This is a genomic window from Streptomyces sp. 2114.4 (genome assembly GCF_900187385.1).
Taxonomy (GTDB): domain Bacteria; phylum Actinomycetota; class Actinomycetes; order Streptomycetales; family Streptomycetaceae; genus Streptomyces; species Streptomyces mooreae.
This window is the reverse complement of record NZ_FYEY01000002.1, coordinates 1-17,843: the sequence shown is the minus strand read 5'-3', so window position 1 is coordinate 17,843 and position 17,843 is coordinate 1. Positions and strand designations below refer to the sequence as shown.

The 17,843-nt window shown below is 69.1% G+C and carries 19 protein-coding genes; all 19 read left to right on the top strand.

Translation table 11 applies throughout. From position 1 onward, the window contains the following. Positions 1 to 12: 12 nt before the first annotated feature. The 19 genes from CFW40_RS35350 (at position 13) to CFW40_RS35260 (ending at position 17,704) form a co-directional block, all read left to right on the top strand. The gene (locus CFW40_RS35350) at positions 13 to 741 is read left to right on the top strand and encodes a hypothetical protein (RefSeq protein WP_088802577.1); all 729 of its coding nucleotides are present in this window, start codon (positions 13 to 15) and stop codon (positions 739 to 741) included. A gap of 109 nt (positions 742 to 850) precedes the next feature. After that, positions 851 to 1,594, top strand: coding sequence for a hypothetical protein (locus CFW40_RS37470; RefSeq protein WP_176956731.1), 744 nt, complete (start codon positions 851 to 853; stop codon positions 1,592 to 1,594). Positions 1,595 to 1,609: 15 nt separating this feature from the next. Continuing rightward, positions 1,610 to 2,656 carry a major capsid protein gene (locus tag CFW40_RS35340; protein WP_088802576.1) on the top strand — a complete coding sequence of 349 codons (1,047 nt, stop codon included), beginning with the start codon at positions 1,610 to 1,612 and terminating at the stop codon, positions 2,654 to 2,656. Between the two features lie 5 nt (positions 2,657 to 2,661). Next, positions 2,662 to 2,958, top strand: a complete 297-nt coding sequence (locus CFW40_RS35335; RefSeq protein WP_088802575.1) for a hypothetical protein — start codon at positions 2,662 to 2,664, stop codon at positions 2,956 to 2,958. 84 nt (positions 2,959 to 3,042) lie between these two features. Next, positions 3,043 to 3,381 carry a hypothetical protein gene (locus tag CFW40_RS35330; RefSeq protein ID WP_088802574.1) on the top strand — a complete coding sequence of 113 codons (339 nt, stop codon included), beginning with the start codon at positions 3,043 to 3,045 and terminating at the stop codon, positions 3,379 to 3,381. Beyond that, positions 3,378 to 4,220 carry a hypothetical protein gene (locus CFW40_RS35325; protein ID WP_088802573.1) on the top strand — a complete coding sequence of 281 codons (843 nt, stop codon included), beginning with the start codon at positions 3,378 to 3,380 and terminating at the stop codon, positions 4,218 to 4,220. Before CFW40_RS35330 ends, CFW40_RS35325 begins: the two co-directional genes overlap by 4 nt. Next, positions 4,217 to 4,396 (top strand): hypothetical protein, encoded by a 180-nt coding sequence (locus tag CFW40_RS35320; RefSeq protein WP_088802572.1) that lies wholly within the window; start codon positions 4,217 to 4,219, stop codon positions 4,394 to 4,396. The genes CFW40_RS35325 and CFW40_RS35320 overlap by 4 nt, the downstream gene beginning before the upstream one ends. Beyond that, positions 4,386 to 4,763, top strand: coding sequence for a hypothetical protein (locus tag CFW40_RS35315; protein ID WP_088802571.1), 378 nt, complete (start codon positions 4,386 to 4,388; stop codon positions 4,761 to 4,763). The genes CFW40_RS35320 and CFW40_RS35315 overlap by 11 nt, the downstream gene beginning before the upstream one ends. After that, the gene (locus tag CFW40_RS35310; RefSeq protein ID WP_088802570.1) at positions 4,763 to 5,212 is read left to right on the top strand and encodes a DUF6093 family protein; all 450 of its coding nucleotides are present in this window, start codon (positions 4,763 to 4,765) and stop codon (positions 5,210 to 5,212) included. Before CFW40_RS35315 ends, CFW40_RS35310 begins: the two co-directional genes overlap by 1 nt. Continuing rightward, a complete protein-coding gene (locus tag CFW40_RS35305) occupies positions 5,209 to 5,595 on the top strand; it encodes a hypothetical protein (RefSeq protein WP_088802569.1) in 387 nt (128 codons plus the stop codon). Before CFW40_RS35310 ends, CFW40_RS35305 begins: the two co-directional genes overlap by 4 nt. Continuing rightward, positions 5,592 to 6,047, top strand: a complete 456-nt coding sequence (locus CFW40_RS35300; protein WP_088802568.1) for a hypothetical protein — start codon at positions 5,592 to 5,594, stop codon at positions 6,045 to 6,047. Before CFW40_RS35305 ends, CFW40_RS35300 begins: the two co-directional genes overlap by 4 nt. A gap of 122 nt (positions 6,048 to 6,169) precedes the next feature. Further along, the gene (locus tag CFW40_RS35295; RefSeq protein ID WP_088802567.1) at positions 6,170 to 6,643 is read left to right on the top strand and encodes a hypothetical protein; all 474 of its coding nucleotides are present in this window, start codon (positions 6,170 to 6,172) and stop codon (positions 6,641 to 6,643) included. Positions 6,644 to 6,727: 84 nt separating this feature from the next. Beyond that, positions 6,728 to 7,273, top strand: coding sequence for a hypothetical protein (locus CFW40_RS35290; RefSeq protein ID WP_088802566.1), 546 nt, complete (start codon positions 6,728 to 6,730; stop codon positions 7,271 to 7,273). 143 nt (positions 7,274 to 7,416) lie between these two features. Then, positions 7,417 to 7,674: a hypothetical protein gene (locus CFW40_RS38620; protein WP_256331849.1), complete on the top strand. Its 258-nt coding sequence runs from the start codon at positions 7,417 to 7,419 to the stop codon at positions 7,672 to 7,674. Between the two features lie 15 nt (positions 7,675 to 7,689). Continuing rightward, the gene (locus CFW40_RS35280; RefSeq protein WP_088802565.1) at positions 7,690 to 12,894 is read left to right on the top strand and encodes a phage tail tape measure protein; all 5,205 of its coding nucleotides are present in this window, start codon (positions 7,690 to 7,692) and stop codon (positions 12,892 to 12,894) included. Further along, complete coding sequence (locus CFW40_RS35275; RefSeq protein ID WP_088802564.1) at positions 12,881 to 13,783, top strand: phage tail domain-containing protein; 903 nt, start codon at positions 12,881 to 12,883, stop codon at positions 13,781 to 13,783. The genes CFW40_RS35280 and CFW40_RS35275 overlap by 14 nt, the downstream gene beginning before the upstream one ends. 8 nt (positions 13,784 to 13,791) lie before the next feature. Next, a complete protein-coding gene (locus CFW40_RS35270; RefSeq protein WP_088802563.1) occupies positions 13,792 to 14,733 on the top strand; it encodes a hypothetical protein in 942 nt (313 codons plus the stop codon). Further along, a complete protein-coding gene (locus tag CFW40_RS35265; RefSeq protein WP_088802562.1) occupies positions 14,733 to 15,827 on the top strand; it encodes a hypothetical protein in 1,095 nt (364 codons plus the stop codon). The genes CFW40_RS35270 and CFW40_RS35265 overlap by 1 nt, the downstream gene beginning before the upstream one ends. Next, positions 15,827 to 17,704, top strand: a complete 1,878-nt coding sequence (locus CFW40_RS35260; protein ID WP_088802561.1) for a hypothetical protein — start codon at positions 15,827 to 15,829, stop codon at positions 17,702 to 17,704. Before CFW40_RS35265 ends, CFW40_RS35260 begins: the two co-directional genes overlap by 1 nt. Positions 17,705 to 17,843 lie beyond the last annotated feature (139 nt).

Genomic DNA, 17,843 nt, shown 5'->3' with positions numbered 1-17,843 from the left:
GGACTTGCCCTCATGCGCCGCCCCGCGCTGCACCACCCGCACCCGGCCACCACCGGCTGGTCGCACCCCTACGCCCCGAACCCCGCCATCTGCTACGCCGACGGCGGCGACGACCCCGCGCCCACACCGCCCGCCGCAGCCGAGGCCCCGAAGCCTGCCCCGCCCGCCGGGAAGATCTTCACCCAAGACGAGGTCGCAGCCCTCGCCGCCAAGGAGAAGTCCCAGGGAGAGCGGGCCGGCGCCCGCAAGGCCCTCGAGGACTTCGCCGCCGCCAACGGCTTCAAGAACGCCGACGACGCCAAGGCCTTCATCGAAGCCGCACGTCAGGCCCAGCAGGATGCCCTCTCCGAGGAGGAGAAGCGCCGAGCCGAGCTGGAGCGACGCGAGCAGGAACTCGCCACCCGCGAGTCCGCCGCCATCGCCCGGGAACGCAACGCCAACCGCCGCGCGGTCCTCGCCGGGCTCGGCGCGACCGGCGACGACCTCGACGACGCCGCAGCCCTACTGCGTGTAGAGGACGACGCGGACGACACCGCGGTCCAGGAAGCAGCAGCCAAGCTGAAGGAACGCCGTCCGGAGCTGTTCGGCGTCCGGCCCGCGCCTGCACCATCCAGCCTCCCACCCGCCCCCGGCGGCGCACCCGCCGGAGGACCGCCGGCCCGGCCCGCGTCCACCGGCAAGCCCGGCGACCGCGGCCGCGAGATGGCCCGCATCCGCGGCCACCTCAAGAACACCGCCTAACCACACACTTCCCGGTCACGGCCGGGCGAACGGGACCACGCCCTCTCCTCGTGGACGCGCACCACCCGGTGCCGCAGCAGCACCGTCACCGCACGAGGAGAGAGCAGTCGTGAACGACTTCCAGCCGCTCTCCTACTCGGACAGTGTCACCGCCGACCGGCCGTGGCTCGCGTCCCTGGTAGGAGTCCAGGACACCAACACCATCACCCTCGACCTGACCAAGTTCAGCTCGGGCACCCACTACACCGCCTCCACCAGCCCGTTCCTTCAGGGCCGCAATGTCATGAAGTCCGGTATCCCGCTCGGCAAGGTCACGGCCAGCGGGCTGTACGCCCCGTACTCGGGGCCGACGTCCGAGACGCAGACCGTCACCATCAGCGGCTCGCCCACGGGCGGAACCTTCACGCTGGCGTTCTCAGGGCAGACCACCTCCGCCATCGCCTACAACGCCACCGCGGCGACCGTGCAGGCCGCGCTGGAGGCCCTGTCGAACATCGCCCCGGGCGACGTGACTGTCACCGGTAACGCGGGCGGCCCCTACACGGTGGTCTTCGCGGGCGCGTACCTGTCCGACGACGTCTCCCAGATGACCGCCTCGGGCTCGTTCACCGGCGGTTCCTCCCCGGCCGTCGCCGTCACCACCAACACCGCTGGCGGCGCCGCATCCGCCTCCGACGGCACCCAGAACCTCGCCGGGTTCCTCGTCGACCACATCTTCTTCAACCCCGGCAGCACCAAGGCCGCGGGCGCCCTGCTGTGGCGCGGCGAGATCTTCGCGGCCAAGCTCCCCGTCCCCATGGACCCGACGAACATCGCGTCCACCGCCCCCGGCGTCAACATCCACTACCGGTAAAGAAGGAGGAGTCCGATGGAAGCCCTTGAGCTCCTTCTTCAGGACACCAGCGCCACCGACCTGACCGTTTTCGCGCGTCAGCTCGACACGCCCGCCAAGTACCGACTGACCCGAGAGGTCCTGCCGCCGCGCACGATCCAGGGCATCCGCTTCAAGGCCGAGTCCATGAAGCGCCGCGTCAACGCCGCGAAGTTCCGCGCCTACGACGCGCCGACCGCCATGGCGCAGCGCCAGGCCGAGCGAGTCGTCAACGAGGGCATGCTCCCCGCCCTCGGCCAGACCCTCGCCGTCTCCGAAATGGACCAGATCCTCCTCGACGTCGGATCCGGGCAGGACACCGCCCGCTACATCGACCTGCTCTACAGCGACGTCGAGCGGCACGTCGAATCGATCCAGACCGCGCAGGAACTCGCCGCCGGCCAGCTGCTGGCCAACGGAACCGTGAACCTGCCCGGCATCGGCCTGGACATCAACTGGAACGTGCCGTCGGCGAACATGCCGACCGCGGCCGTCAAGTGGGACCAGCCCTCCGCGACCCCGCTCGCCGACGAGCGCGCGTGGATCGACTACCTCGTCAACTCCGGTGCACCCACGCCGAAGATGGTCCTGACCTCGCGCCGCGCGCGCAGCATCCTTGCCTCCAACGCCGAGTACCGAGCAGCGTTCTACGGGTCGTACTCGACCGAGACGACTCCCACAGCGACGCTTGCGCCGAACGACGTGGACACCGTACGCGCCCGCTACGGCCTGCCTCCGATCGTGGAGTACGACGTCCAGGTCTGGGACGACGACGTCTACAAGCGCGTCATCCCCGACACCAAGTGGATCCTCGTCCCAGACGTGTCCCCGGCAGAGTGGGCCGAGACCCAGTGGGGCCGCACCCGTGAAGCCGCACAGTTCACCAGCGGCACCAACCCCGCCCTGACCCGCGAAGAAGCCCCCGGCATCGTCGTGGTCACCCACGTAGACGACAACCCGGTGCAGATCTACACCCGCGGCGCGGCCGTCGGCATGCCCGTCCTGTACGTGCCCGACATCCACATCTCCGCAACGGTGCTCTGATCGCCATGGCCAAGCTCGCGAAGACGGTGTTCGTCACCGACCCGGAACGCGCAGGCGTCAGTGTCCGGCTGGACGCTGGCCAGGAAGTGCCCGAGCACCTCGAGTCCGCGGTCACCAACCCGGACGCGTGGGAGGACGGCAAGCTCCCCGCCGCCGCGGCAAAGGCGGCCGCGGAGGAGCAGCGCAAGCCCGAACCGTCGCCCGACGACGACGGGGACGACAAGCCGGCCGCCAAGAAGACGGCGGCCAACCGACCGGCTCGGGGCCGGAAGTCAGCCGCCGACGAGGGCGAAGGCAGCTGACACACGGGTGCGGGCCCCGGCAGGGGCGCTCAGGGCCCGCACCCACACCCCACCCTTCCCAACCCGCACCACCTGGAGGCCGCAGTGGACGTAGCCATCCGCGACTGGCTACTCGACCAGCTCGGCAAAGACACCGACATCGCCGACCTGGAAGCCCGCTACGCCCGCCTCGGCAAAGCCCGCGCCGTCGCACTCACCGTCCTCCAGCAACGCTGGAACGACCTCGTCGCCCAGCCGACCGTCATCGGCGTGAGCTCCGTCGTCAACCTCAACACCACTGCGAACCTCGCCGCCCTGGAACGCAAAATGGCCGCCCTCCAGGCCGACGGCGCGCCGCCCGCCCCCGACGAGCCCGCCGACACCAACACCAGCAGCGACGACAGGTTCGGGATCATCCGGCTCGTAGAGCGGCGCCGCCGATGACCACACCCATCCAAGACCAGCGCACCCGCAACGGCCGCGAAGAGCTCACCGCCCTCATCGCCGCCGGCGCAGCCCAGCTCACCACCGCCTGGTCCATCCTCCACACCAGCCAGCGCGTCCTCCTCGCCCGCCTCGCCCAGATCCAAGGCGGCCACACGGTGGGCGCCACCCAGCAGATCCGCACCGCGCTGGTCGAGTTCAACGCCGACGTGGGGGAGTTCGACCGCCGCGCCCGAGCCTTCGTCGAACGCTGGGCCGCACAGGACCTGCCGGTCGCCTACCGCGACGGCGCCGTCCGCGCCCTCGAGCGCACCGAAGCCAACCGTGACCTGTTCACCTGGACCGCGACCCATCAGGCCGCCATCACCGGAATCACCGCGCCGTTCTGGGGCGACCTGATCCGCCGCATCACCGAAGCCGTCCGCCGCGCGCAGGCCTTCGCCCGCGCCGCGCAGGACGCCGCCCGCAGCATCCTCGGCATCCAGACAGATCGGCTCCTCGAGGAGCACCCACTCGACACGGTCATCTACGCCAACCAGGCCCGCCACCCCGTCCGCTCCTGGGCCGCAGCAGCCCTGTCCTGGCAGGGCGTCGTCACCGCCAACCACGGCGCGATCAACACCGCCCGCGACGAGCTCGGCGCCGAGTGGATGCAGGTCCGGGACGGCCCGGAGTGCGGATGGACGAGCCACCCGGACACCGATCACGCCGACGGCACCCTCCGCTCCCTCGACGAATGCGCCACCTACCCCAGCGCTCACCACGGCTGCATCCGGGAGTTCTACCCCCGCCCCGACCTCACCGGCCGCCCCGACATCGCAGACGGAGACCCTGCATGAGCGCGATGCATGTCCTCCCGATCAACGACCTGATCGAGCATGAAGACACAGGCACCTCCTGCGTGTGCGGCCCCACCGAACGCCCCGTAAAGGCCGACGACGGATCCATCAACTGGGTCGTCGTGCACAACTCCCTAGACGGGCGAGAGATGGAGGAGGGGCAAGATGCCCACTGAGCCCACCGCGCATGGGGTCCGGATCGACGCGCAGCCCGGCAGCGTCAGCATCCGCCTCGACGGCACCGAGATCGGGCCCGACGTCATCGGCTACACCCTCCAGCACGACGTACACAGCACCCTCCCACAGATGCTCGTGCACACCCGGCAGCCCGCCGGCGTCACCTTCGAGGGCCTGGCGCACGTCATGGTCGCCGACACCACGCCGCCCGCCGAGGCGATCCGCGCGTTCCTGCGCACCGTCAACCCCGCCGAGCTAGAGCAGGCGGCCCTGGACAGCGACGACCTCGAGGACGAGCGCTACGCCCTCACCCGGGCGATGCTCGCCCAGCTCATGGACTGGGCCGAGGAGAGGGGAGGAGCCTGATGGCCAGCCTTGATGCCGCGCTGGCGGGCGCCGTCCGCTGGATCAACACCAATCTCCTGGTGGACACGATCCGCATCACGCTGCCCGCCACCGGCGGCCCGGTCTACAACCCTGACACCGGGCAGAACGAATACCCCGAGGGCGACGTGCTGTACGAGGGGCCGGGGGCGGTGCAGGGCGGTACCGCCCAGTCGGAGATCAGCGCCACGCCCGATGCCGGGCAGATGTGGGTGCAGGAGACAAAGTCCCGCTACCGGCTGATGACGCCGCTGTCCGCGCCGCTCGCCCCCAAGGACGCCATCGTCACCGTCGTCAGCGTCCACAACGTCGCAAACACGGCGCTCCTCGGCCGGTCCTGGATCACGCAGGACCCGGCCCGCGCCGCCACCACGGAGGTCGTCCGCATCACCCCACTCGACCAGAACCAGGCTCCGCGGGAGGCCGTATGACGCCCGACCAGCTGGCCGCCCGTCTTGAGGCGGCCGCGCTGCGCATCGGCCCCGCCATCGCACACGGCGTAGAACACGCCGCCGAGCTCGGCCGCGCCCAGATCAAAGGGCACGCCTCCGGCCGCCCAGGACCGAACGTCATCACCGGCTTCTACCGCAACAGCTGGCAGATCGAGAAGCGGCACCTTCCGCACGGCGCGCAGTGCACCATCGGCACCATGGAACCGTACGGCCGCCGCCTCGAATTCGGCTTCGTCGGCGCCGACAGCCTGGGCCGCGTATACAACCAGCCGCCGTTCCCACACGTCCAGCCGTCCCTGCCCGCGATGACCGCGGCGCTGCACTTCGGGATGATGTCCGCCGTCGCGGAGGCCCTGCGGTGATCGAACGCCGGACCGTCACCAACGCCCTCGCCGCCCTCCTCGGCACGGCCACCAGCCTGCCCGTCGGCCGCGGCGTCCTGCCGGCCAGCCCCGCCAACGCCACCGCCTACTACGTCCTCACCCCCCTGGACTCCACCCTGTCCGGCGCCCCCTTCGCCGACATGAACGAGGACCTGTCCCTCGTCGTCCAGGTCACCAGCGTCTCCGCCCCAGACAGGACGCGCCCCGGGTCCGTCGGCACCCTCGAGCAAGCCGAAGGCCTCGCCGACAAAGCCCGCGCCGCGTTTCTAGCCCGCAACCCCTCGACCGGCCAGTGGACGAACCGCCTCGCCGTCGCCGGCGCCGCGTGCATGTGCCGGGAACTGGAGGTCGAGGTCGGGGCAATGAATGATCCCACCGATGGCATCATCAGCTATGTGCAGCGGTTTCGTTTCGACCTGACCGCCGCCTGACCCACGGTCAGGCACTTCACCGCACCGCGGCGGCCCCTTTCGCGGACGCGCCACCCAGTGGCCGAACACCCACACATCACGTGAAGGGGCCACGACCGGCCCCGGGACAAGGGGCCCACCTCATGGCCAGGTTTTCCCGCAAGGGCGTAACGAAGATCCTGTTCGCCGAAACCATCACCTCCACCAGCTACATCCCCACCCGCGCCGAGATCACCGGCGCCACCAAGCTGACCAAGGCCATCGCCGCTGTCGACGGGTTCTCCCTGGAAAACCAGGAGATCGAAACCCCCGACATGGAGTCCACCTTCGACTCCAAGATCCCCGGCTCCGACCAGGCCGCCGACTCGTCGCTGACGTTCTACGAGGACGACACCGACAGCGACCTCGAAGAAGCCCTGGCAAAGGGCACCGTCGGCTTCATCATCATCCTCCGCAAGGGCGACGTCCCCGCCAGCATGTCCATGGACGTCTACCCGGTGCGTGTCGCCTCCCGCAGCTCGGAAATCACCGCCGACAACGAGGCCGCCAAGTGGACGGCGAAGTTCAGCATCACCGACACCCCGGTACAGGGCGCAGCCGTCCCGGCCGCCACCTGACCCACCCAGCCCCCGGCCGGCGCCCTCCGCTTTTGGGAAGGGGCGCCGCGGTGCCGGCCGGGCCCCTTCCCACTGGAGAACACCATGACCACCACCCTGCCCCAGCCCCCGGCCGACGCCGTCGCCAAGGACGCCCACTGGGCCACCACCCTGGAGCGCCTGCGCAACCGGCAGCGCCCCACCGCCACGCTCACCATCTGCGACGACCAGGCCGCCAAGACCGCCCTCGGTCTCGCGCAGTACGAGCAGCGCAACGCCAAGCGCCTCGCCGAGGACGACACCTCGCCCGAAGCGAAGAAGGCCGTCAAGACGGCCGACGCTGCGGTCGCCAAGGCGCAGGCCGCCGTCGACGAGGCCTCCATCGTCCTGACGTTTCGGGCACTGGAGCGCGCCGCCCTCGACGCGCTGAAGAAGGCCCACCCACCAACCGAGGAGCAGGCCGAGGACGGCTTCGAAATCAACGCCAACACCCTCGGCCCCGCCCTCGTCGCGGCCTCCAACCTCGACGGCATGACCGAGGAGCAGGCCCGCGAATTCCTCGACACCTGGTCCGACGCCGAGGCCGGCGCCCTGTTCTCCACTGCCTGGAACGTGCAGTTGGAGTCGCGCCTGGACCTGGGAAAAGGCTGATCGCCGATGCGCGACTACGCGGCGAGCTCGAACTGTGCGACCGGTGGGGCATCCCGCACAGCCAGTTCCGCGGCATCGGCGACGGCACCTGGACATCCCGCGACCGCGCCAAGGCCCTCGCCTACCGCGACTACCAACGCTCGGTGTGCTCGCAGTGCGGCACCCGAGCAGAGGACTGGGACCAGGGCGGCGACGACGACACCGAGGACGCCTACGTCGCCATCACCCACCTGTGCATCGGCTGCCAGACCATCGCCGACAAACAGGACTCCCTCAAGACCGACGACTCCAGCAGCCACGGCAAGAAAGTCCTGCTCATCCCGGCTTCGGTGCACGCCGCGACCGAAGCGATGAAGCAGCTCCAAGCCAAGCAGCGCCGCAAGTTCGAAGACGACGAATAGAAGGGAGCGGGCCCGGTGGCGAACTGGAACCTGTCCGTTGACCTGCGGGGCAACGGCACGTCACTGGCCCGCGCCCTCCGCGAGTCCGCCACCCACGCCCGAACCCTCGACCAGTCCCTCACCCGCGCCCGCACCGGCGTCCGCGAACTCGACACCGCCGCACGGTCCGCCCGCGGCAACCTCCGCTCCCTCGGCCGCGAGGCCCGCAACGCGGCCCGCGACATCCAGCGCCTCGGCAACAACGCCCGCACCACCGCCCGCAACCTGGGCCGTTACGGCGACGCCGCCCGCACCGCACAGCGCAACATGGACCGTCTCGGCTCCAACAGCCGCAACGCGGCCCGCGACATCGCCCGCATGCGCAGCCAGCTCACCACCGCCGTCCGCGACCTCCAGCGCCTCACCGTCGCCGCCCGCACTGCCGCCACCCAAACCGACCGGGTCGGCTCCCGAGGCATCTCCTCCATGCGCCGCTTCGCCGGCGAGACCGGCCGCGCCCACGGCCAGCTCCGCAGCATGGCCGCGCTCCTGTCCGGCGGGGCGCTGGTCATGGGCCTGGCCGGGATGGTCAAAGAGGGCAACGAATACCAGCAGCAGATGAACGCGTTCGGCGCGGTGACCGGTGCCACGCAGATGCAGATGAAGCGGGCCGCCGCGACTGCCAACCAGCTCGGCAACGACCTGTCCCTGCCCGGTGCCACCGCCGGCGACGCCGCCGAGGCCATGGTCGAGCTCGCGAAGGCCGGCTTCCGCACCGATCAGGCCATCTCGGCGACCGGCGCATCCCTGCGTCTGGCGTCCGCAGCGCAGGTCAACGCCGCCGACAGCGCAAAATACCTCGGCGACATCATGGACCAGTTCGGCATGGGTGCCGACCAGGCCTCCCGCGCCGCCGACACCCTGGCCTCCACCGCCAACGCCGCGTCCGGTGACATCAAAGACATCTACTACGCGATGAAATACGCCGGGCCGGTCGCGCACGGGCTCGGCGTCAGCATCGAGGAGACCGCCTCCGCGGTCGGCATGCTCGGCAAGGCGGGCATCCTCGGTCAGACCGCCGGTACGACGCTCCGCGGCATGATGGCCAACTTGGCTGCGCCCACCCCGCAGATGATCGAAGGCCTCAAGGCCATGGGTATCGAGGCGTGGGACGCCTCCGGGCAGTTCAAGGGCCTGCGTTACGTCATCGACGGCCTGTCCAAGGCCCAGCACAAGATGACGCAGCAGGATTTCGCGGCCGCCGTCAAGAAGTCCATGGGCAAGCCCGCGATGTCCGGCGCGATCGCCATGGCCCACCAGGGCGTCGACAGCTTCGATAACCTCATGGCCGCCGTAAAGGGCACCGGATCGGCCGCCGACATCGCCGCCGCCAAGGGCAAGGGTCTCGCCGGCGCCATGCTCGGCCTCAAAACCCAGGCACGCCAGACCGGACTCGCCATCTACCAGGGCATGGCCCCCGGGATGGAGTGGATGACCCGCGGCATCACCAAGGGACTGTCCGCCGCCACCCCGAAGATCGAAAAGTTCTTCCAGTACCTCAACAGCGCCGCCACGCTCTTCGGCCCGGAGGTCGGCGCCGCCCTGTCCAGCAAGTTCTCCGCCATCGGCAAGAGCGTGTCCGGAATGGTCGGCCCCCTCAAGGACTTCGGTGAGCACGCCCTCGCCCAGGTCCTGCACGTTCTTCTGTCCATCGGCGACACCGCCGGTCAAGTGTTCGACAACGTCGTTTCCTTCATCCAGCCCGTCGTGAGCGGCTTCTCCTCCCTCGCCCACGGATCGTCCGGCCTGGGCTCCGCTATCGACATCGCCACCATGGCTCTCGACGCGATCCTCTCCGTACTGGGCTGGCTCTCCGGAGTCCTCGGGCCCATCGGCCACCTCGTTGGTGGCATCGTCTCGGCCTTCGGTTCCCTCCCCGGACCAGTACAGGCAGCCGTCGCCGCAATGTTCCTCTTCCGCCGCGTCCAGGGCCCCCTGTCCAACATCGCCAACACCGTCCGCGGCCGTGTCACCGGAGCCTTCCAGTCCCTGTCACAGCAGATGGCCTACCAGCGAACCCTGGCTGGTGCAGCCGGCCAGTCCCTCTCCCGCTACGGTGCGGCATTCGCTGTCCTCCAAGACCGGGTGCCGATCATCGGCCGGATGGCTGGCAGCTTCCGGACCGCGGCCGCCGCCGGATCCGGGTTCACCGGCACACTCCGCGGCGTCGCTGCCGCAGCAGGTACCGGCTTGCGCGGAGCAATGTCCGGCCTCACCGCCGCTATGGGCGGCCCCTGGGGCGTAGCCATCGCCGGCGCAACCGTCGCCCTGGGCTTCCTCGCCAGCGCACAGCAGAAAGCAGCCCAGGCCGCCGCAGAGCACGACCAGCGGATCGCGAACCTCTCCCAGGCCCTGCGCGAGTCCAAGGGCGCCGTCGACGACAACGTCCGCGCCGTCGCCGCCCAGCAGATCCAGGACATGAAGGTCGGCGGCGGCCGCCAAAAACTCGTCGACGTGATGCGCCGCTCCGGCGTCACGCTGAAAGACCTGACCAGCTCCTACCTGGGCGAAGGCAAAAGCCTCGGCAGTCTCCAAAAGCAGCTGGAAGCGGTCGCCGAGGCCCACACCAAGGTCACCGTCAGCTCCGGCGGTGGCGTGGCAACCGACATCGACCCCGTAGGTAAGTCCGCGAAGGACGCGGCCGAAGCCCTCTCCGGCATGAAGGGAGAGATGAAGGACTCGGTGCAGTCCGCGAAGGAGCTCGCCGCAGCACAGAAGGGCTCAGGCGAGGGAGTCTCGGCCTACCAGCAGCTGAAGGACAGCGTCGCGGCCCTCGCCGACAAGACCGGGGACGCCGACTCCCGCACCCGCGCCCTGCGCGCGAGCCTCGACCTGCTCTCCGGCGGCAGCATCAGCCTCCAGGCAGCCCAAGCCCGCGTCAACGAGGCCATCACCCAGGCCAACGAGGCGATGGCCACCGGCGTCAAGAAGTCCGACGGCTGGGGCAAGGCACTCGTCAAGACCAACGGCACGATCGACACCACCACGAAGAACGGCCAGGGCCTCTTCAACACCCTCAACAACATTGCCAGCGGCAGCGCTGACGCCGCGATTGCTGCCTACGACTTCGCGGAGTCCCAGGGCAAAGGGCTCCCGGAAAAGCTCAAGGCCTCCCAGGCAGAGATGCAAAAGGCCCGCGATGCGGCCATCAAGCTGGGTGAGGGCTACGGCCTGTCGACGAAGCAGGCGCAAGGCGTTGCCGACGCCATGGGCCTCATCCCCGGCCAAGTCAGCATCCTGCTCCAGACGAAGGGCGTCGACTCCACCCTCGCCGAGCTCCTCGCCGTCCAGGCCGAGTTCGCAAAGGTCCCCAAGTCGAAGACCGTCAAGGTCGACACCCTCTCCGACGACGCGAAGAAGAAGCTCGAGGAACTCGGCTACACCGTCAAGCTGATCCCCGGCACCCGCGAATACAAGGTCACCGCCAAGACCGGGCAGGCCAAAGCCGACCTCGCGAACCTGCTCAAGCAGATGCAGGCCGTGCCGGGCGGCAAAAACATCAGCATGAGCGCCAAGACCGCTGGAGCGCTCCGCGATCTGCAAAACCTCAAGGCTGCAGTCGAGAAGCAGCACGGCAAGACCATCACCATGAACGTCCCCACCGCCGAGGGCCGCCGACAGCTGGAACTCCTCGGCTTCAAAATCCAGTCGACGAACGGGAAAACCGTGGTCGTCAGCGTGCCGACGGGGACGCCCAGGTCTCAAGTCGCAGCAATCCAATCCGCGATCAACAGCGTCCACGGAAGCTCGGCGACCATCAGCGTCTACAAGAAGACGTTCATCGACACCATCGTCCGCAAGTCCAACCCGGGCCCCTACGCCTCCGGGTACCAGGCCGACGGCTCCGTCCAGGTCAGCCGCTTCGCCGGCGGCGGCATGCGGCGTGAGAACCACGTCGCACAGATCGCCCGCGCTGGCGAATGGCGAGTGTGGGCGGAGGACGAAACTCAGGGCGAGAGCTACATCCCTTTGGCCAGGTCGAAGCGCCCACGGTCTCGGAAGATAGCCGAGGAGACCGTGCGCCGACTCGGCGGCAAGGGCATCGCCTGGAACGCCGCGGGAAGCGTCACCCAGTTCGCGGACGGCGGCGGCCTCGACTTCACCTACTCCGGCACCGGAGCCGGAGCCCAGCGATACACCCTGTCCGGGCTCATCAGCGCCTCGAACGACAAGAAAGGCAACTTCAACCTCTCCATCTTCAACAGCAAACTGCGAGCCTCGAACAACTCCCTCGACGCCTGGCGCAAGGACCTCGCCACCGTCGCATCCCGCGCCGGCCAGGACGTAGCCGACGCCCTCGCCGAGATGGGCGACGAAGGCATCGCCCTCACGAAGAACATGGCCCACGGCTCGTCGAAGTACTTGAAAGACATGGCATCCCAGCTGCGGAATTTGGCCGCCTCCGCCAGGGCCTCCCTGGGCGAGTACACCTCCCAGCTGAACGCCGCCGTCAAGGACCAGGCCACCTTCCAGGCGAACCTCACCAAGCTCGCCGCCGGCGGCTACGGGGCTCTCGCTACGCGTCTCGCCTCGCAGAACGACCAGGACGCTGAAGCCCTGGCGGCCGCCGCGGTCAAGGACAAGGGAAAGGCGTCCTCGGCGAACAGGGCCGCTACCGCGGCAAACAATGCGCTCTCCTCCGAGCAGATCGCGCAGCTCGTGCAGATCATCGCCGCGGTCAAGACCAGCAAGACCGGCATCCACGACGTCGCCGCAGCCACGGGCCTGGGCGAGGACGACATCGTTACTGTCGCCACCAAGGCCAGTGCCCAGATCAAGAGCAGCCTCGGCTCCCGCTCGACGAAATTCCTCGTCGACCTGGCCCGCGCGCAGAAGGGCTTGAGCTACGCCAACGGCGGCATCCGCCCCGGTATCTACGGCACCCGCACCGGCGCCGTCACGTTCGCCGAACCCTCCACCGGCGGCGAGGCGTACATCCCCCTCGGCGCCAACAAGCGCGCCTCCGCCACCGCGGTCCTCGGCGACGTCGCCCACCGCTTCGGCGTCGGCCTCACCGACGCCAACGCCGGCCGCATCGTCGTCATCAGCCAGGAAGGCCCCACCACTGTGAACGTCCCGGTGACCAAGACCAACGCCTCCGCCTACGACATCGGCCACCAGGTCGGCCGTCAGATGCGGCGCGCCAAGCGGGGAGGGGTGGCAGCCCGTGCCGGACATTGACCTGGAAGAAGGACAGTGGGACCTCGGCGGAATCCTCATGGGCACCGGCACGCCGGTCCGGTTCAAAGAGATCACCGGCCTGGGCTGGCCGGGTACACGCGACAGCGACGTCGACCAGCCGTCCGCCGACGGCGCGTTCCCGGGCCCGGACTACTACACGGCCCGCACCATCGAGTTCGACGCCAATATCCGCGTCCCCGGGAACGGCCCGGCCTGTGAGGCGATCCTCGCGCAGATGCAGGCAGCCGCCGACGACCCCACGATCCGGCTCGTCGGCGGCGCCACCATGCCGCTGCGCGTCCGCCGGCCAGGCAGCGACACCCGCCGCGTCAACGGCCGCCTGCGCCGCCTCGCCCCGGAAATGGCCACAGCCATCCACGGCTTCATCCCCGTCGACATGGCCTTCGAGGCCACCGACCCGACCTGGTACGGGGACGCCGAGCAAACGGTCGACATCCCCTTGGGGTGGATGACTGGCGGCGGCTTCACCGCACCCGTCTTCGCGCCGATCTTCGTCACCTCCGCCACCGAGGCAGCGGTACGCCCCGGGTGGGTCACCAACGCGGGCACCCGCAGCACCTGGCCTGTGCTGCGCATCCAGGGGCCGTGCAGCAACGTCACCATTACGCACGTCGCATCCGGCCGCACGCTGACGCTGCCGACGCTGACGCTGACCGCGGAGCAGTGGGTGGAGCTCGATACCCGTCCCGGCCGTCTGTCGGTGGTGCGGGAGAACGGCGGCAACGCCGAGACGTACCTGTCCCCGGCATCGCGCCTCGATCAGTTCTCGCTACCGCCTGGCCAGTCCGAGATGCGGTGGACGGCTGTCGACCCGACCAACTCAGCCCGCCTCAGCGTCACCTGGCGCGACGCCTACACCGCCCTCTAGGAGCACCAATGGCCCTGTTCCAAGCGCCGATCATGACCGATGGCGCGTACCACTCAGCACAGCAGTTCCGCATGCTCGTGCGAGACCTGGCCCGCGGCTCCGAGGGCATCACCGAAGGCGACGACCTGAAGGTCACCGCCCTGTCCACGCCCGGCAGCCAGGTGCAGATATCTGACGGATCCGGCATCATCCGCGGCCGCGACAACACCTTCCAGGGCTCCTACGCAGTGTGCAACGTCGGCACCGAGACGATGGACATCGCCCCGACGGGCGGGAGCCCACGCTCCGACATGATCGTGTTGCGTGTCGAAGACCCCGAATACGGCGGCAGCAGTCTCGACCCACTCGTCGATCAGATCGAGTACTTCCAGGTCATCTCCAACGTCACCAGCACCGCCACCGTCATCCCGGATGCGCGTACGGCGATCCCGCTGGCCCGCATCGACATACCGGCCTCCACGTCGATCATCACCAACGCGATGATCACGGACCTGCGGAGCATCGCCAACCCTCGCCGCGACCGGCAGATGCAGCTCCAGTCCCCGGGCTCCCTGTCCACCGAAATCTCCGGGAGCAGCGGCACCTACTCGTACTTCAGCACCGCCGCGGGCTGGAACTTCGCCATCCCCACCTGGGCAGCCCGCGTCAAAATCAAGATCGACGTGGGCCAGATCCGCTACAGCACCGGCACCATCTTCGGACAGCTCCGCGCCACCTTCGGAGCATCCCTCACCGTCCAGCAGGTCATCCTCGACGACAACCAGGGCACCGGCGTCCGCCGCGCCACCGTCGTCCTCGGCGACAACCTCCTCATCCCCGACACCTACCGCGGCACCAGCCAGCTCCTGCGCCTCCAGGTCGCCGGATTCTCCGGCAACGCCGGCAAGTTCTCCGTCGACTCCAGCACCACGATCATTGCGGACGTCGAATTCTTCGAGGCGCCGTACTGATGGCCGACTACCGGGTGCTGACCCAGCACGCCCTCACCGGTCAGTGGCTGTCCAAGGCCCTGCCCATGACCGGCCTGGAGTACGGATCCGAGCTGAACGGCCCTGGCTCCCTGTCCGGCACGCTCTCCCCGCACCTCCTGGCGTCCAACACCACCCTCACCGACCCCGGCACCACGCTGATCTACGTGGAGCGGGACGGGCTGCTGCGCTGGGGCGGCCTGGTCTGGGACGCCCGACCCCAAGGCTCCGAGTACGCCATCGAAGCCGCCGGCTGGTCCTCCTACCTCCAGCACCGCCACGACCTGGACGGCAACCTCGGCGGCCGCGGCCCCTACGCCTACGCCGACCCCTGCACAGTCATCCGCGACATTTGGGCGTACGCCCAGTCGATCGCCGACGGGAACCTCGGCGTGACGGTGGACGCGACGACCAGCACCGCGAAGGTCGGCACCACCACCGAACCCCTCAAATTCAACTGGTGGGAGTCACCAGTCCTTGGCGACGCCATCGACAACCTCGTCTCCGGCGACGCCACCCCCGACTACGCCTGCGACGTCGCCTGGAACACCGGCCGCACCGCGCCCGTGCGCCGCGTCCGCCTCGGCTGGCCACGACTCGGCGCCCGCCGCACCGACATCAGCTTCGCGACCGGCGTCAACATCATCGAAGACCCCGAAGTACCGCAGGCCGGCGACGAGTACGCGCAGGTCGTCGTCGCCGCCGGCGCCGGAGATGGATCCGCGAAGAAGCGATCCATCAGCGCCGTCCGCAACGGCCGCCTGCGCCTTGAAGCGATCCTCGACCTGCCCGACGTCAACGGCACCGACCTCCTCGCCAGGCGCGCCGCCGCCGAATCGAAGTGGCGCCAGACCCTCGGCTCGGTCGCAGAGATCACCGTCCGCAACCACCCCGCGGCCCCCATCGGCTCCTGGCAGGTCGGCGATGACGTCCCCGTCCGCGTCAACAACCCCTGGACCAGCTTCGTGGGCTGGTGCCGCATCACCGGCTGGACCGTGAAACCCACCGCACAGGGCGGCGAGCAGGCCACCCTGCAGCTCAAGCCCGCAGAGTCGTACGTCTACGGAGGCGTCTGATGGACATCGGAGCCCAGCTCGCCCGGCTAGAGGCCCGGCTCACGAAGGTCGAACGATCTTCACGTCTGTCGTCCGCATCCCTGGACGGGACCTCGCTCGTCGCGCGAGACGATACGGGAGGCCTGCGCGCCATCGTCGGCCAGCAGGCTGATGGCACGTCCGGCATACAGGTCGTCAACGGACCGCCCCCGCCCGCACCGTCCGCACCGATCGCGGTGTCCGTCCTGGGCGGGGTCACCGTTTCGTGGGACGGGCAGTTCGTCGACGGCGCGGTGATCCCGCTGGACTGGGCCCGGATCGAGGTCCACGCCTCCACCAGCCCCGGTTTCACGCCGACTGCGGCGACGCTACAGTCCACGATCGAGACGGCGCAGGGCGCCACCGTCGTCGTAGTGACGGACGACCCGGTGTACGTACAACTGCTAGCCCGCAACACGTCCGGCGCCGCCTCAACCCCCTCGGCCGAAGTGGGCCCGTTCGGACCGACGCCCGTGGTCGCCTCCGACGTCCTCGACGGCATCATCACCACCGTCAAGCTCGCCGACGACGCAGTGACCGCGGCCAAGGTCGCCGCAGGAGCGATCGGCACCACAGAGATCACCGATAACGCCGTCACCACACAGAAGATCGTGGCCGGGGCGATCCTCGCCGGTCAGATAGCCGCCGGGGCCGTCCTCACCGACAAGCTTGCCGCGGAAGCCGTCACCGCCGCCAAAATCGCCTCCCTGGCGATCACCACCGACAAGCTCGACGCCAACGCGGTCACCACAGCCAAGCTGTCCGCCGGATCGGTGGACGCGACCGCCCTGAAAGCGGACGCCATCACCGGCAAGACGATCACCGGGGGCACCATCACCGGCACGGACATCATCGGCGCCACCGTCACCGGCGGCGTCCTCCAGACCAACACCTCCGGCTCCCGCGTCGTCGTCACCCCCACCCCGCCCGCAGGCATGGTCACCAGGCCGACGGTTCTCCTCTACTCCGGAGTCACCGGCGAAATCTTCCCAGCAGCCCTCAACTCCGGGCCGAACGTCACCAACTCGGCACAACCCACGACCGTCATCGGCGCGCCCGTCGTAGCCCAAGACAGCAGCGGCAACTACTCCCAAACCTTCCTGTCCCTCAGCTCACCCAAGGCCGGCTCGTACTCGGGAAACTTCACCTGCGCCACGGGCGCCCCCACCGCGACCAGCGAAATCGGGTACGCAGGGATCAGCGCTACCACCGCCACGACAACCAGCGGGGCCTCCAGCTGCAACATCTACGCCAAGGACGGCAACATCACCGGCAAGCACTCCTCGGTCTACATCACCGGCGACTACGTCAACATCACCGCCAACGGCGCCGATCACACGTTCACTTCGTCCGGGATCCAGGTCACCGGCAGCGTCATGGCCCAGAACACCCCGTACCTGGTCAGCAAGCCCATCAACACCGACCGCATCAGCACCACGACCCGCACTGCGGACCCGCACCTGACGGTGTCCCTCCTCGCGAACGCGACGTACATCGTCGAGTTCCACCTGTACACCGGCGGTTCGTCGTTCGCGTTGACGGTGACGGAGTGGCTGGTGCCCAGTGGCGCTACCGGCCTGAAGGGCGCTATGGGCCCGGCCTCGTCGGCTACAGAGACGACCGCGGGCAACAACAACGCCGACGGCATCGCCATGCGATCGGGCAGTCACGGGTTCAGTACGACCGTCACATACGGCCGCCGCAACGTGAACACCAACCTGGTTTACGCGATCGAGACCGGCACGGTCACCACCACCAGCGCCGGAACGCTCGCCCTCGGATGGGCCCAGTCAACCTCCAGCACCACCTTCAACCGCATGGGCCTCGGCTCATGGATGCGAGCCGTCCGCATCGCCTGACACATCAGGGGCAATGCCGGGGCTGATCGCCCGTACTCTCATCTGTAGGCGACCCTCCGCCGCACCCCGAGGGACTGACCGCGCCCGTGGCGCCCAGTCAGACACCACATCAGCTCAGGCGCGGGGAGTGCAGGAGCTC

What these genes read in the sequence shown, in the direction of transcription:
- CFW40_RS35310 (WP_088802570.1), top strand. Translation starts at nt 4,763, where the DNA reads ATGGCCAGCCTTGATGCCGCGCTGGCGGGCGCCGTCCGCTGGATCAAC.
- CFW40_RS35305 (WP_088802569.1), top strand. Translation starts at nt 5,209, where the DNA reads ATGACGCCCGACCAGCTGGCCGCCCGTCTTGAGGCGGCCGCGCTGCGC.
- CFW40_RS35325 (WP_088802573.1), top strand. Translation starts at nt 3,378, where the DNA reads ATGACCACACCCATCCAAGACCAGCGCACCCGCAACGGCCGCGAAGAG.
- CFW40_RS35340 (WP_088802576.1), top strand. Translation starts at nt 1,610, where the DNA reads ATGGAAGCCCTTGAGCTCCTTCTTCAGGACACCAGCGCCACCGACCTG.
- CFW40_RS35290 (WP_088802566.1), top strand. Translation starts at nt 6,728, where the DNA reads ATGACCACCACCCTGCCCCAGCCCCCGGCCGACGCCGTCGCCAAGGAC.
- CFW40_RS35315 (WP_088802571.1), top strand. Translation starts at nt 4,386, where the DNA reads ATGCCCACTGAGCCCACCGCGCATGGGGTCCGGATCGACGCGCAGCCC.
- CFW40_RS35295 (WP_088802567.1), top strand. Translation starts at nt 6,170, where the DNA reads ATGGCCAGGTTTTCCCGCAAGGGCGTAACGAAGATCCTGTTCGCCGAA.
- CFW40_RS35270 (WP_088802563.1), top strand. Translation starts at nt 13,792, where the DNA reads ATGGCCCTGTTCCAAGCGCCGATCATGACCGATGGCGCGTACCACTCA.
- CFW40_RS35320 (WP_088802572.1), top strand. Translation starts at nt 4,217, where the DNA reads ATGAGCGCGATGCATGTCCTCCCGATCAACGACCTGATCGAGCATGAA.
- CFW40_RS35265 (WP_088802562.1), top strand. Translation starts at nt 14,733, where the DNA reads ATGGCCGACTACCGGGTGCTGACCCAGCACGCCCTCACCGGTCAGTGG.
- CFW40_RS35260 (WP_088802561.1), top strand. Translation starts at nt 15,827, where the DNA reads ATGGACATCGGAGCCCAGCTCGCCCGGCTAGAGGCCCGGCTCACGAAG.
- CFW40_RS35350 (WP_088802577.1), top strand. Translation starts at nt 13, where the DNA reads ATGCGCCGCCCCGCGCTGCACCACCCGCACCCGGCCACCACCGGCTGG.
- CFW40_RS35335 (WP_088802575.1), top strand. Translation starts at nt 2,662, where the DNA reads ATGGCCAAGCTCGCGAAGACGGTGTTCGTCACCGACCCGGAACGCGCA.